This is a genomic window from Capnocytophaga bilenii (genome assembly GCF_017565765.1).
Lineage (GTDB): Bacteria > Bacteroidota > Bacteroidia > Flavobacteriales > Flavobacteriaceae > Capnocytophaga > Capnocytophaga bilenii.
In genome coordinates this window covers 187,312-201,564 of record NZ_JAGDYP010000002.1, presented here as the reverse complement: position 1 = coordinate 201,564, position 14,253 = coordinate 187,312, and the positions used below count along the sequence as shown (strand labels likewise).

Genomic DNA, 14,253 nt, shown 5'->3' with positions numbered 1-14,253 from the left:
ATGGTTATAGAATTTGAACATAAGCAATCGGCACACTGTGAAAATGGTGTGGCTTGCAATTTATTGCGTTTCAACGGAATAGAGCTAAGTGAGCCAATGGTGTTTGGCATAGGTTCTGGTTTGTTGTTTTTTTACTTTCCGTGGCTAAAGGTAAACCAAGCGCCTGCTATTAGCTACCGCACTATGCCGGGTCATATTTTTAGTAAAGTAGCTAAACGCTTGGGTTTTAAAGTAAAACGACAAAAGTTTTCTTCGCCCGAAAAGGCGGCACAAGTACTTGATGCGAATCTTCAGAAAGGCATTCCGACAGGCTTGCAAGTAGGGGTATTCAACCTGCCTTATTTTCCTGATGAGTATCGTTTTCACTTCAACGCTCATAATATAGTGGTGTATGGCAAAGAAGGCGACAGCTATTTGGTAAGCGACCCTGTGATGCCATCGGTGCATAGGCTTAGCGCACAAGAGCTTAGCAAAGTGCGCTTTGCTAGTGGGGTGCTTGCCCCAAAAGGACATCTGTACTACCCTACTGAGCTGCCTAAAGAGCTTTCGCTGGAAAAAGCAATATGGAAAGGTATTGGGCAGACCTGCAAAACTATGCTTGCCCCTATGCCTATAGTGGGCGTTGCGGGCATTAAGAAACTGAGCAAAGATATACTGAAATGGCATAGAAAGTTGGGTGCTAAAACTACAAACTATTACCTTGCACAGCTAATACGTATGCAAGAAGAGATAGGCACTGGCGGGGGAGGCTTTAGGTTTATTTACGGAGCTTTTTTGCAAGAAGCGGGTAAACTTTTGAAAAACGATGCCTTAATAGCACTCTCTAAAGAAATTACAGATATAGGCGATGCGTGGCGTGATTTTGCAGTAAATATTGCGAGATTGTATAAAAACCGAAGCACTCAAGCGGATGTGTACAGCGCACTCTCTGCGCAATTGTACAGTATCGCTGAAAGAGAAGAGGCTTTTTTTAAGAAACTAAAGGGTGTCGCAAAGAATAAAAAATAAAGAATATAACTGCTAACAAAAGAGAATTTTGAATTTTGAATTCTGAATTTTGAATTGATGGGAGTGTGAGTCTATTTACCCCTCCTTTGGAGGAAGTCGCAACCAGCGAGTATGTGAAAGGGGAAGCAAGTTTGGATTCAAACTATTAATAGAAAAATAATAAATGTAGGTATTAAGAACCAAAATGAAATATATGGAAACAACGGCAATTATTTATGATATAAAGAAAGAATACATAAAGGCTGTTGATGCTTATGAAACTCTTATTAGAAGAGATGGTGTTATAGTTGATTGTTATATTAATTTAAGTTTTCTATATTGGAGTTTTGCTTTTGAATTATATGAATTTACAATCCCTAATAATATTCCAGAATATTGGGTAAAAAAAGGAGGTGATGAGTTTCTAAAAGTATTAGATTTAGGAATAGAGAAATATCCTAAAGATATTGAATTACATTTTTGGAAAAGATATTTTTTACATATTAGTTATGCTGAAGACTTTACAGAAGAGGAGTGTTTAGATTTATTTGATTTGTATGGGTATAAGAATAAAACCCCTTTTTTCTTCCTCTATCAATATGATAATATAAAGTATAGAAAACAAAGAGATGAACTTTTAGACATTATAAAAGGGGAAGAGACTGCAAAAAATTTGTATATAAAATCATTGTTATAATAGGATAAGATTAATATTTCAGATGTATTGCTAAAAACATCATTTGCTAACCATAACACAAGTGCGTTTTGAATTGGTAGGAGTGGAGAGAATTAATAGATTGTTGTAATATTTAGAAATTGTGAAGTAAGACTACTTTTATAAAAGTTTGTGATTAGAATTATTTTTGTACCTTTGCAGAGGGAATTTAAAGAAAATTAAACAACCTTTTTTATTATGAGTAATCTACCAAAATATGAAGTGAAAATTGGTGAAACAGCTCTTATCTATAATTTTATTAGTGAAGGAAGCAAAGGGAAGATTATCAAAATCATCTCTTTTCAAGAAACTAATATAAACAATTTTTATAACTTAGGACTTGTAGATGAAAATCCTATCACCGGAGAATTAGATGATCAAGTAGTTTCTAATAATGGAGATACAGAAAAGGTATTAAATACTGTTGTTTCTGTTATTTATGATTTCACAGAACTTTTCCCTAATGTGTGGATATACGCTGAAGGGAGTACCCCTTCCAGAACAAGGTTATACCAAATGAAAATTGTAAAATATTTTGATATTGTTATAAGAGATTTTCACTTGTTATGTCTTTTGAATGGAGAATGGGAGGAATTTCGCCCTAAAGTTAATTATGAAGGCTTTGCGATAAAAAGAAAATAAAGACTATGAGCACAAAAGAAAAACAAATAAACAATCACCCTATGGTGAAAAAACCTTTGAGAAAAACATCTCATTATACAGTCTTAGAGGTAGATACCTCTCTAGACAAATATCTAAATGCACCTATTTTTACTAAAAAATTAGCGCGTGTAAATGAAAAATTAGAAAAAGTAGGCTTACCTAAAACTATTGTAAATTAAACATTTAGAAATGAATAAAATCAACCTTTTACTATTGATGAGTTTGGCTACTATAAACAGCTGGGGACAAGAACAGACCCTTCAGAAGAGATGGAAATTTAGCAGAGAGGATAATCCTGAGTTTTCAGGAACTGCTTATAACGATGCTCATTGGCAAAGTGTTACAGTGCCGCACGATTGGGCTATCTATGGTCCGTTTGATATGGAAAACGACATTCAGCGCACAGCCATTAAACAAGATGGACAAAAAGCGGCTATTGAACACACTGGTCGTACAGGAGGACTTCCTTTTGTGGGTGTGGGCTGGTACCGCACAACCTTTGATGTTTCGACACTTACTAACGACAAAGAGGTTTTCGTACAGTTCGATGGGGCAATGAGCAACCCCGAAGTGTACGTAAACGGGCAAAAAGCTGGCGAGTGGCACAATGGTTACAACACTTTCTTCTTGAACATTACTCCGTATGTAAAAGCTAAAAACAATACACTTGCCGTACGGCTAAACAACCTTACACAAATGTCGCGTTGGTACCCTGGGGCAGGTTTGTATCGCAATGTGCATATCATCACTAAAAACAAGACTCATATCCCGATTTGGGGCATACAAATTACTACTCCTGAGGTAACTAACAACTTTGCGAAAGTAGTGGTAAACACAGAATTTGTAGCTGCTAAAAAAGAAGCCATTGCGGCAGAAACTACTATTTTTAACCAACGGGGCGAAAAAGTAGCCCACAGCAGCAACCAAGCGACAGCCTATACTACTGACAAAATTACCGCAGAACTATATATTGACAAACCTCTTTTGTGGGATATTGGCAAGCCTAATCTTTACAAAGCTGTTACCAAATTGTATGAGAATGGACAGCTAAAAGATGAGATAAGTACCACTTTTGGGGTTCGCACTATAGAACTAAAACCTGACGATGGATTGTACCTCAACGGGCGAAAAATAAAAATACAAGGGGTATGTATGCATCACGATTTAGGGGCACTTGGGGCAGCCGTGAATGAGAGTGCTATTCGCCGCCAAATACGAACAATGCAGGATATGGGTGCTAATGCAATTCGCACATCGCACAATATGCCTGCTCCTGAATATGTGCGTGCTGCAGATGAATTGGGAATGCTATTGGCAGTGGAAAGTTTTGACGAATGGGCAATTGCCAAGGTAGAAAACGGCTATCACCTATACTTCAAAGAATGGGCTGAAAAAGACCTCACCAACCTTGTAAAACACTACCGCAACAACCCAAGCGTACTGATGTGGTTTATAGGCAACGAGGTAGAAGAACAAAGTGCTGAAAGCGGTTCGCAAGTAGCTTACTATCTGCAAAGTATCGTACAAAAACTTGACCCTACACGCCCCGTGAGTAATGGTATGGACAGACCGCAAGACATTTTGCGCAACAATATGGCAGCGACAATGCAATTGGCGGGGTTCAACTACCGTCCGTTTAAATACCGAGAAGCCTATAAAAAGTTGCCACAGCGTTTGTTTTTGGGTAGCGAAACGGCTTCAACGGTGAGTTCGCGTGGGGTGTACAAATTTCCTGTGGTACGAAAATCGATGGCGAAGTATGATGATATGCAGTCATCGTCATACGATGTAGAGCACTGTGGATGGTCGAATTTACCAGAAGACGACTGGATACACCAAGAAGATTTGCCTTATATGATAGGTGAATTTATTTGGACAGGGTTTGACTATTTAGGAGAGCCTACACCCTACTATGTGGAATGGCCTTCGCATAGTTCTTATTTTGGTGCTGTAGATTTAGCAGGGCTTCCGAAAGACCGCTTCTACCTATACCGCTCGCATTGGAACAAAGAGGCTGAAACGCTTCATATTCTTCCGCATTGGAACTGGGAAGGGCGCGAAGGAGAAACAACCCCTATATTCGTTTATACTAATTATCCTTCGGCAGAGCTTTTCATCAATGGAAAAAGCCAAGGAAAGCGCTATAAAGATCTCAGCATCAAACTAGAAGAGGAGGAAAAAGATGGGAACCCTGAAGATTTGGAACGCCAAAAGCGTTACAGACTGATGTGGATGGACACTAAATACGAAGCGGGGGTAGTGAAAGTAGTAGCTTATGACAACAATGGCAAAGCGGTGGCGGAAAAAGAAATACGCACCGCAGGCAAGCCTTACGCTTTACGCCTTACAACTCATAAAGAAACGGCTTTTTCGCCCAATGGAAAAGACCTTGCTTACATAACTGTAGAGGCAGTGGACAAGGATGGCAATTTGTGCCCCAATGTGAATGATTTGGTAACCTTCAGCGTAAAAGGCGTGGGAAGCTATCGCGCAGCAGCTAATGGCGACCCTACTTGTACTGATGTATTCCACTTGCCTAAGATGCATCTTTTCAATGGAAAATTGGTAGTAATAGTACAATCGGGTGAGGAGAAAGGCAAAACAACACTAAAAGCACAAAGCAAGCGATTGAAGGGAGAAATAACAATTATAAGTGAATAATTATGGCAAAAGAAACCCCGCTAATGAAGCAATACAACCAGATAAAGAGCAAGTATCCTGATGCGTTATTGCTTTTCAGAGTTGGTGATTTCTACGAAACTTTTGGAGAAGATGCGGTAAAAGCAGCTGCGGTGCTTGATATAGTGCTTACTAACCGAAATAACGGCACGGAGCGCTCGGAGTTGGCGGGCTTTCCGTATCACTCTATCAATACGTATTTGCCACGCCTTGTAAAAGCGGGGTATAGAGTAGCCATATGCGACCAATTGGAAGACCCCAAAACGGTGAAAGGAATCGTAAAACGGGGTGTTACTGAATTAGTTACCCCTGGTGTTGCCCTAAATGATGACATACTACAATCTAAAAGCAATAATTTTTTGGCTTCGGTATGGATAGGCAAGCAAGTGAATGGGATTGCTTTTTTGGATGTATCGACAGGAGAGTTTTTGGTATCGCAAGGCGACAAGAGCTATATAGATAAATTACTACAAAACTTTCATCCTAGCGAATTGCTTATCGCTAAACATCAAAAGAAAGAATTTGCCGCAGCTTTTGGCAGTGATTTTCATTGCTTCTATTTAGAAGATTGGGTATTTAAAGAAGATTATGCCCAGCAACTGCTCACCAAGCATTTTCAAACAAACTCTCTGAAGGGCTTTGGTGTAGAAGAGCTTACCGATGCTTTGCTTAGCGCGGGGGCTATATTGTACTATCTATCGGAAACGCAACATCACCAGTTACAGCACATCACACGTATACAGCGAATTGCCGAAGAGGCTTATGTGTGGCTTGATAAATTTACGATTAGGAACTTAGAGCTTTATACGGGTAGTTCGGCACAATCGGTGAGTTTGCTGGATGTGATTGATAAGACGCTTTCGCCGATGGGCAGCCGTACCCTGAAGCGATGGCTGGCACTTCCGCTAAAAAAGATAGAAAAAATACGACAACGACACGAGGTAGTAGCTTACTTCTTGAAACAACTACCCGAATTAGAAAGCATAAAAGAGCATATAGCGCGCATAGGTGATATTGAGCGGCTGATATCGAAAGTTGCTACACAAAAGATTAATCCGCGAGAGGTGGTACAATTGTGTAGCTCATTGGAACATATTCCGCAAATAAAACAACTATGCTTGACTTCGGGCAACGAATCGCTAAGCTTATTGGGCGACAAATTGCACGACTGCCAGCAGCTGTGTGCACGCATACGCGAAACCCTCAATGAAGAGGCTCCGGTGAATATTGCTAAAGGTAATGCTATTGCTGCGGGCTATTCAGCAGAATTGGACGAATTGCGAGGATTATCGCATTCGGGAAAGTCGTATTTGGACGATTTGCTGCTAAGAGAAACCCAACGCACGGGTATTCCTTCGCTAAAAATAGACAATAACAATGTTTTTGGTTATTATCTTGAGGTGCGCAATACGCATAAAGACAAAGTACCTGCCGACTGGGTGCGCAAACAGACTTTGGTGAATGCTGAGCGTTATATCACCAATGAGCTGAAAGAATATGAGGCAAAAATACTGGGGGCTGAAGAGAAAATAGGGCAATTGGAACAAGCCCTTTATGCTGAGCTTCTGAACTATATAGCTGAATATATAGCCCCTGTGCAGCAGAACGCTATCTTGGTAGGGCAACTAGATTGCCTTGCGGGCTTTGCAACACTTGCTTTACAAAACAATTACCAGCAGCCTGAAATGAGTGATGACTATGTAATAGACATCAAGGAAGGGCGACACCCTGTAATTGAGAAACAATTGCCTATAGATACCCCTTATATTGCTAACGATGTGTATTTAGACCGTGAGCAACAACAAATTATAATGATTACGGGTCCTAATATGTCGGGTAAATCGGCAATATTGCGGCAAACCGCACTCATCGTATTATTAGCACAAATAGGTAGTTTTGTGCCTGCTACCTCAGCACACATAGGGATTATTGATAAGATTTTTACTCGTGTGGGGGCAAGTGATAATATATCGCTGGGAGAATCTACTTTTATGGTAGAGATGAACGAAGCGGCACTAATACTAAACAATATATCGGAACGCAGCTTGGTGCTTTTGGACGAGATTGGTAGGGGGACAAGTACTTATGACGGTATCTCGATAGCGTGGGCTATAGCAGAGTACCTGCATCAGCACCCTTCGCGCGCTAAAACGCTATTTGCAACCCACTACCACGAGCTTAATGAGATGACAGAGAGCTTTGAACGCATCAAGAACTACAACGTATCGGTAAAAGAAACCACTGACAGCGTGCTTTTTTTGCGCAAATTGGTTGCAGGAGGTTCGGCACATAGTTTTGGGATACACGTAGCTAAAATGGCAGGTATGCCCCAATATGTAATACAGAAAGCAAACAAAATGCTTCAGAAGCTAGAAGAAAACCACAATATAGCACCGCAAACATCTTTGAAAAATAGCAATAAAGAGATGCAGCTTAGTTTTTTTGACCTCAACGACCCTCTGCTGGAAGAACTAAAAGCAGACTTGTTGGGCTTAGACCTCAATACCCTAACCCCTATTGAGGCTTTGATGAAGCTAAATGAAATGAAGGCACGTTTTAAAACTAATAAATAACTGAAATGCAAGAAATACAAGAACAGCAAATATATGGCATACGAGCGGTAATAGAAGCCGTGAATGCAGGCAAAACCATTGATAGGGTATTTTTGCAGAAAGGACTGCAAGGGACACTTTATAAAGAACTATTGACGACACTGCAAGGGGCACAAATAGCTACACAATACGTGCCTATAGAGAAGCTCAACCGAATGAGTAAGAAAAACCACCAAGGGGTAATTGCTACCTTGTCGCCTGTAGAATATCAAGATTTTGAAGAATTGGTAATTGGGGTTACCGAGAGTGGCAAAGTGCCTCTTTTCTTGGTATTAGACCACTTGCAAGACGTGCGAAATTTTGGCGCTATAGTGCGTACCGCTGAATGTACAGGGGTATCGGGGATTATAATTCCGAAGCGCGGGAGTGTAAGCGTTACTGCCGATGCAGTAAAAACCTCGGCAGGAGCTGTTTTCAGAGTGCCTATATGCAAAGTAGACAACTTGATTGATGCTGTGTATTACTTGCAAGGTAGTGGCATCAGGGTAGTAGCTGCTACAGAAAAGACTAATAATCTGCTTTATAGCGAAGATTTTACCACTCCTTTGGCAATAGTAATGGGTGCCGAAGATGTAGGCATTTCGGGAGGTGTACTAAAAGTGGTAGATAGCCGAGTGAAATTGCCTATGGCAGGCGAAATTGGGTCGCTGAATGTTTCGGTAGCTTGTGCCGTATTTTTGTATGAAGCAGTAAGACAACGAGAGTAATTTTGAATTTTGAATTTTGAATTTTGAATTTTAAGAGCCTGTCGGAAAAGTTTGGTTTCGTGAGGGCGATTTGCCAATCGCCCCTACAATGTGAATAAAAGCGATTGATTATCAGAGTAATTAAGAGGGTGTCTAAAAAGTTTTATTTTAGCTTAAAATAAGCTTATTAATGAACAGAATATTTTTGTAACTAATTGATTATTAACATCCCCCCTTAACACATACTCCGCTGCGCCAGCTCGCGGACTTCCTTCAAAAGGGGGAGATGCCGAAGTAGTACTTTTAAAGACTTTTTGGACAGCTTCTACATTACATAAGGTAATACATCAAGTAAAATCTTGGATAAGAGGTATATATTCTTGGGTTTCAGAGTTTAATATAAACCGCTATTTAGCGGAATACAGTTTTAGAATTAATCGCTCACAAAATAAAGATACTATCTTTAATAAATTAATGAAAAGAATTGTAGAGCGTTCTTCCGTTTCCCAAAGTCAATTAGTATGTAGCTAAATAGGCACCTCAAAAAACTTTTTAGACAGCCTCCAGGGGGGGGTGTGAGCCACACGGGCGATTATGGGAGTAATGAGAGTAATGGGATGGGTGAGAGTGCGGGCGGCAAAAGGAATTTTGAATTCTGAATTGAGCACAAGCTGCAAGCTTGCGCCAGCGGGGAAGTAATTGATAAGGAATGAGCGACACGCTCTTATTATAGTAGGCACGAGCTACAAGCTCGCGCCAGCAGGGGAAACTTTAAATGAAAGAATCCTAAAAAAACCACAATTATGAAGAAAATATTCTTTTTAATATTAGTTATTTTTATTTCTTGTAATAGAAAAATTGAGTTTATACAGTCTGAAACCATACCCAGTCTTATTTTAGTAAGAAACTCTATAGAAAATGATTCTTTGTTAAAAGACCAACTAATTAGCTTTATAATAAAAAATCGTCATAAAAATCGTATCCAATTTTATAAATATACTTGGGATACAAGTTATTTTTTAGATAATAAAGAAGATATAGATGGTGGCTTTTCAGATAATGCATTATACGATTATCCAGAAGATAATATTGCTGATTATTTCGTGTTAAAATGTGAAGAAGATACTACAAAATTAGTTGGTCGTTTTCACTTTTATGGTAATGCTGGCTTAAAGGGTAAAAAAAGAGAAATTGACACTTTAATTTATCATTGTAAATAGATAACAGAATTTATACTACAAGAAAGGAAAGAAGCGAAAAACAGAAGTTATCTTAGAGAGTATATTGAAAATTATAGAAGTACTGATGGGATTGCTATGTTTTCTACCAATAGATGTGAAAAAGACTCTACAAAGTTATCTGGGGTCATCCATTTCTATCACATAGGTAATTTTTACAAACCTGACGCAATATTTAATAATTGTAATTAATCCTTCTCCACCAAATGCCTCAGTTCAGGGTCGTTGACGATGCGTTCTTTTTCGCGTTCAATGATTTCAACGACATCTAACTTTATTTGGCGGTAGTTGGCTTCTACCTGTTCTTTGGTGGTGTCGTTGCCGTTGGCATCGGTGAAGGATATCATTGCGGTTGATAGTCATTGATTGCCGCTTTTGCAGTACTTTTCCAAATCGCTCAGAGAGCGTTTTCGCTGTCTAGCCTACTACTTGTCCGCTAAAGATATTCCCTACCGTATTTTGTATTACCTTGCTTTCTTTATCCCCGTAATCACGGGTAAGTTGTGAGAAATTCGGGCAGTGGCTATTAGGTTGTCTAAGCCTCTGAAATAAATCGTAGGCAACTCGTCAATAATTACAGAGGATTTGAGTTGTCCTTTCTTGTTGATGAGCTTTACAATGCGTGAATTGTACAAGCCTAAAGCTGCCGAGTAAATATTCTGCCTATCGGGATTGTTGCCTACACAAAGGATTTTAGGTTCTTTGGGGTTATTGATATCCAACGAAAAATCATCACCTGTCATCACCCAATAGAGCTGCGAAGAAATCATCCTTTAAAGTGGTATTTTAGCTGAGGCTATTTGTCCCTGTAATTGGTCTTGTGCTCCTCCCTGCCAAGCGTCCATAAAGGGCGATAGGTAGTTTTGGCGTAATGGACAAAAAGGTTGCTTTAAAGTTGTATAAGCCCTATTTTATCTACCTTTGCAAGCATTTGAAAATATGAATAAAAAATATGCTTTTACTATAATAGTAAAATAACTAAGAAAAATGGTATTCAAGTTTACAAATGTTATGCTTGTGGGAAACAATTCTTAGTCAAAAAGAAATTGATTTTAGATGAAGAACAGCTTTGGATAGAGTATGTTAAAGGTAAACAAACTTATGCTCAATTAGCCGAAAAACACGCTTGTTCAGCAAAAACAATCAAAAGGAAATTAGATAGTTATTCAGTCAAAAAAGAGGCTAAAATAGCTCGAAAAGTGATGGTTTTTTAAAGGCATAGGAGCTGCCAAAATATTAATAAAAGAGGGTGCCTTATCACAAGCACCCTCATATTAACATTTTGTATAGCATCTGTATTATACCTGATTCAGTATATTTTTCGGACAGGCTCTTTTTATTATAGCCCATTCATTAGATATTAATCAGTGATTTTGGGTGATTCTTCGGGTACAATATGCGAAGTATCGTAGCCAGCGAAATGTTTTAGATAATTTTGTAAGGTAATACCATTACCATCGGCGAAGTTGTAATTGCCTTTGTTTTTAAAAAATTTCTTGACAGAAGTAGCGCCAGCGAGGTGTGCTGCGGCTAATATGCCAGATTCGGTAATTTCTATTCCGTTGATTTTTTTACCTACATTTTGAGCGATTTCTTTGCGCAGGAACCATTTGCTGCGCTGTAGGCTGAGCGAGAAGACTTGCTCTTGCAACTGAGGTGATTGCAGGAAAGCATCGGTATCGGTTACACCAAAGAAGCGCAAAAGACGCTTTCCGAATTGGTATTTACCCATATAACCAAAGCGATTTACAACGCTGTAATTGCCTCGAGATTCTCTATGGGCTAAGGATTCTTTAAAATCTACGAAAGTTTTTTTCTCATCAAAAGAGCTAAAACTGATTGTAGATTGATGACTGTTATAATTTTGAGCTGGCTCAACAGTAGCCAACTGAGGTACTTCTACTAAATAATCCATAGGTACACTATAGATATTTCTCTCTTCATTTTCTGTGGTAAAACCTAACGATAGGAATACCATAACGGCAAACAGATACCTCTTTTTTACTAATTTCATAAAATTTGTTTTCTTTAAGACTTACAGCTGTATTACAATATGTTAGTTATAAAAAAACATTGTATTGCAGCGTGCTTAAAATTATTCGGGGGCAAAGATACAAAAATAATGCCAAATAGCAATTATTAATGATTAATGATTATTTTCGTATCTTTGCAGCATCAATAGCATCAACAATGATTTATAACGACATACGCGAGGAAGAACTAAAAAATAAAGTAGCCAATGATTGGTTTGGAGAATTTGATACAAGCCGCATTATTGGCAATATTGATTTTTCGGTATTTCCTAACAAAGACGATATTTTCCACAACATACCCCTGCTATGGGCTGAAGCAAAAACGGGCAATTACGATACCGTTACGATGTTTGTACAACTGATACTTACCATCGGCAAAGCGCGTACTTTTACGCGTATGCTACCCCCTGCTTTTCTGGGGGCTTTTGATTATCAGAAATTTGCTTTTGTTCCTTACAACGCTATTGAGGATATTTTTTCTATCAACGACTTCAACTGGAAGGTTACCCCTTCAAATCACGAGAGCAAAGAATTTTTGTTGGTAAAAGAGCGTATAGAAAGCATTTTGGCAGAAAATACATTTGTATTTAGCTATGAAAAAGATGCTGAGGCGTTGCGTTTTTTTATTAGCCATAATATAGCAAAAGCTACTGATAAAGCACGACAAACCATTAACAAAAATAATTTCCTACCTATTTACTTGCGTTGGCTGGAAGTGATAAAACCTATTATTTCGGTAGACTGGGATAGGTTGAAACGAGAATTTAACATCTTAGACTGCGACTTTTATCTTGCCGACCTATTTGTAGATGACAAAGATACCGATGACATTGCCGATGATACCGCTATTTATGCCAATCTGTTTGTACAATTTGAAAATCAGGGGTATAAGATACCGCGAGAGAATACAGGGCTTATCTTTGATTCGATTGTAAGCATCAAGCAGAAGGACGTGTACAAGAACTTTTGGAAGCTATACAAGCGTCCGCCGCACTCTGCCTATCACGATTACATTATTGAGCGGCGGGAGCTATTGGTGCCGCAAGATATACGAGAGCGCAAAGGAGCATTTTTTACCCCTCGCCAGTGGGTGAGTTTGTCGCAACAATACCTTGCGGACTATTTGGGTGAAGATTGGCAAGAAGAATACCACGTGTGGGATTGTGCAGCAGGCACGGGCAACCTACTAACAGGGCTTACCAATAAATACAATTTGTGGGCAAGCACCCTTGACCAAGCCGATGTGAACGTAATGCAAGAACGCATAGCACACGGGGCGATGCTACTAAATAGTCATATTTTTCAGTTCGATTTCTTGAACGATGAATTTATACCCCAATCAAAAGGAGGAAAATTGCCCGATGGGCTTTATGACATCATCAGTAATGAGGAAAAACGGAAGAAATTGGTGATTTATATCAATCCGCCTTATGCGGAAGCCACAACAGCAAGAACTATTAGGGGCACAGGTGAAAACAAAGCAGGCACAGCTATAGGCAACAGAACTAGTGAAAAGTATAAAAACCTAATAAAAAAAGCAGCTAATGAGCTCTTTGCTCAGTTTTTGATACGTATATACAAAGAAATACCCGGTTGTAAGATAGGAAATTTTTCTAAATTAAAAAATCTACAATCTTACAACTTTATTGATTTCAGGGCTGAATATCTTGCTAAACTTGAAAAGGTGTTTTTAGTGCCTGCCAATACTTTTGATAATGTTACAGGGCAATTTGCTATTTCATTTCAGGTGTGGAATGGGGCAAAAAAAGTAGCTTTCAAAGAGATTGAAGCAGCTGTATACGACCGCAAAGGAGAATTTGTAGGTCATAAAAAAATAAAAAGAGGTTCTTTGAACACTATCAACAAATGGATTGGTACATTTGAAGATAAAAAAGCTAAAGAAATAGCAGGCTATATAGTGAGTTGTGCGCCCGATTTTCAGCATAACAACCAATTGGCTATCTTATCAAAACCACAAAAGAGATATTGTTTGAATATTACCAACAATAATTTGATACAATTTGCTATTTACTTTGCGGTTCGGCATTGTATACCTGCTACGTGGTTAAACGACCGCGACCAATTCTTATTCCCTAAAGAAGATTGGTTGTACGACCGTGAGTTTCAAACCGATTGCCTCGCCTTTACACTCTTTCACTCACAAAATCGGATTACAGCACAAGAAGGCATAAACCATTGGATTCCGTTTACCGAACAAGAGGTAGATGCCCCCGATAACTTTAGCAGCCACTTTATGACGGACTATATAGCAGGAAAAGTATCGCCTTCGCCACTCTCGCACCCCGACCTTTTCAGAGTATGCGAGCCTACGGAAGCCTATCACCGCAGTCCGATAGTATTTTCGGCAGAAGCCCAAGCCGTATTTGCAGCAGGACGAGCCTTGTGGCGCTACTATTTGGCTCAGCCTAAAGTGAATGTAAATGGTTCGCTGTACGACATTCGCTTGCATTTTCAGGGTAAAAATGCCCAAGAAAAGATGAATAGCAAAAGTGAAGACACACAATACAACCAGCTAATAGACACGCTGCGAAAAGCAATGGAAGTATTGGCAAGGAAATTGGAAGAAGGAGTATATGCCTACGGCTTTCTGGAATAGCCTATCACCCTACTAATAGACTA

11 protein-coding genes and 2 pseudogenes are annotated in these 14,253 nt (G+C 39.2%); 11 read left to right on the top strand and 2 right to left on the bottom strand.

All coding sequences use genetic code 11. The features are described 5' to 3' along the window. From J4N46_RS03265 to J4N46_RS03225, 9 genes and pseudogenes are all read left to right on the top strand, one after another. Entirely contained in the window at positions 1-1,008 is a 1,008-nt protein-coding gene (locus J4N46_RS03265) for a BtrH N-terminal domain-containing protein (protein ID WP_208058153.1), read from the top strand. Positions 1,009-1,201: 193 nt separating this feature from the next. Continuing rightward, positions 1,202-1,684 (top strand): hypothetical protein, encoded by a 483-nt coding sequence (locus J4N46_RS03260; protein WP_208058152.1) that lies wholly within the window; start codon positions 1,202-1,204, stop codon positions 1,682-1,684. 216 nt (positions 1,685-1,900) lie between these two features. Beyond that, entirely contained in the window at positions 1,901-2,344 is a 444-nt protein-coding gene (locus J4N46_RS03255; protein WP_009415318.1) for a DUF6934 family protein, read from the top strand. Between the two features lie 5 nt (positions 2,345-2,349). Then, positions 2,350-2,544, top strand: a complete 195-nt coding sequence (locus J4N46_RS03250; RefSeq protein WP_009390311.1) for a hypothetical protein — start codon at positions 2,350-2,352, stop codon at positions 2,542-2,544. A gap of 10 nt (positions 2,545-2,554) precedes the next feature. Next, positions 2,555-5,026 (top strand): DUF4982 domain-containing protein, encoded by a 2,472-nt coding sequence (locus tag J4N46_RS03245; protein WP_208058151.1) that lies wholly within the window; start codon positions 2,555-2,557, stop codon positions 5,024-5,026. Between the two features lie 2 nt (positions 5,027-5,028). Further along, the gene (gene mutS, locus J4N46_RS03240; RefSeq protein ID WP_208058150.1) at positions 5,029-7,617 is read left to right on the top strand and encodes a DNA mismatch repair protein MutS; all 2,589 of its coding nucleotides are present in this window, start codon (positions 5,029-5,031) and stop codon (positions 7,615-7,617) included. 5 nt (positions 7,618-7,622) lie between these two features. Continuing rightward, positions 7,623-8,363: a 23S rRNA (guanosine(2251)-2'-O)-methyltransferase RlmB gene (rlmB, locus tag J4N46_RS03235; RefSeq protein ID WP_208058149.1), complete on the top strand. Its 741-nt coding sequence runs from the start codon at positions 7,623-7,625 to the stop codon at positions 8,361-8,363. Positions 8,364-8,672: 309 nt separating this feature from the next. Then, positions 8,673-8,873: pseudogene (locus tag J4N46_RS03230) on the top strand (IS1595 family transposase); the annotation flags it as partial. A 272-nt stretch (positions 8,874-9,145) separates the two neighbouring features. After that, complete coding sequence (locus J4N46_RS03225) at positions 9,146-9,562, top strand: hypothetical protein (RefSeq protein WP_009416343.1); 417 nt, start codon at positions 9,146-9,148, stop codon at positions 9,560-9,562. A 206-nt stretch (positions 9,563-9,768) separates the two neighbouring features. Here J4N46_RS03225 and J4N46_RS03220 read toward each other — a convergent pair. Further along, a pseudogene (locus J4N46_RS03220) lies at positions 9,769-10,446 on the bottom strand (hypothetical protein); the annotation flags it as partial. Positions 10,447-10,626: 180 nt separating this feature from the next. Between J4N46_RS03220 and J4N46_RS03215 the strand changes: the two are divergent. Next, the gene (locus J4N46_RS03215; RefSeq protein WP_208058292.1) at positions 10,627-10,794 is read left to right on the top strand and encodes a hypothetical protein; all 168 of its coding nucleotides are present in this window, start codon (positions 10,627-10,629) and stop codon (positions 10,792-10,794) included. Positions 10,795-10,940: 146 nt separating this feature from the next. On the opposite strand, the gene J4N46_RS03210 is transcribed toward J4N46_RS03215, so the two are convergent. Then, a complete protein-coding gene (locus J4N46_RS03210; protein WP_208058148.1) occupies positions 10,941-11,594 on the bottom strand; it encodes a peptidoglycan-binding protein LysM in 654 nt (217 codons plus the stop codon). 128 nt (positions 11,595-11,722) lie between these two features. Between J4N46_RS03210 and J4N46_RS03205 the strand changes: the two genes are divergently transcribed. Beyond that, complete coding sequence (locus tag J4N46_RS03205) at positions 11,723-14,230, top strand: hypothetical protein (protein ID WP_208058147.1); 2,508 nt, start codon at positions 11,723-11,725, stop codon at positions 14,228-14,230. The last annotated feature ends 23 nt before the right edge of the window (positions 14,231-14,253 follow it).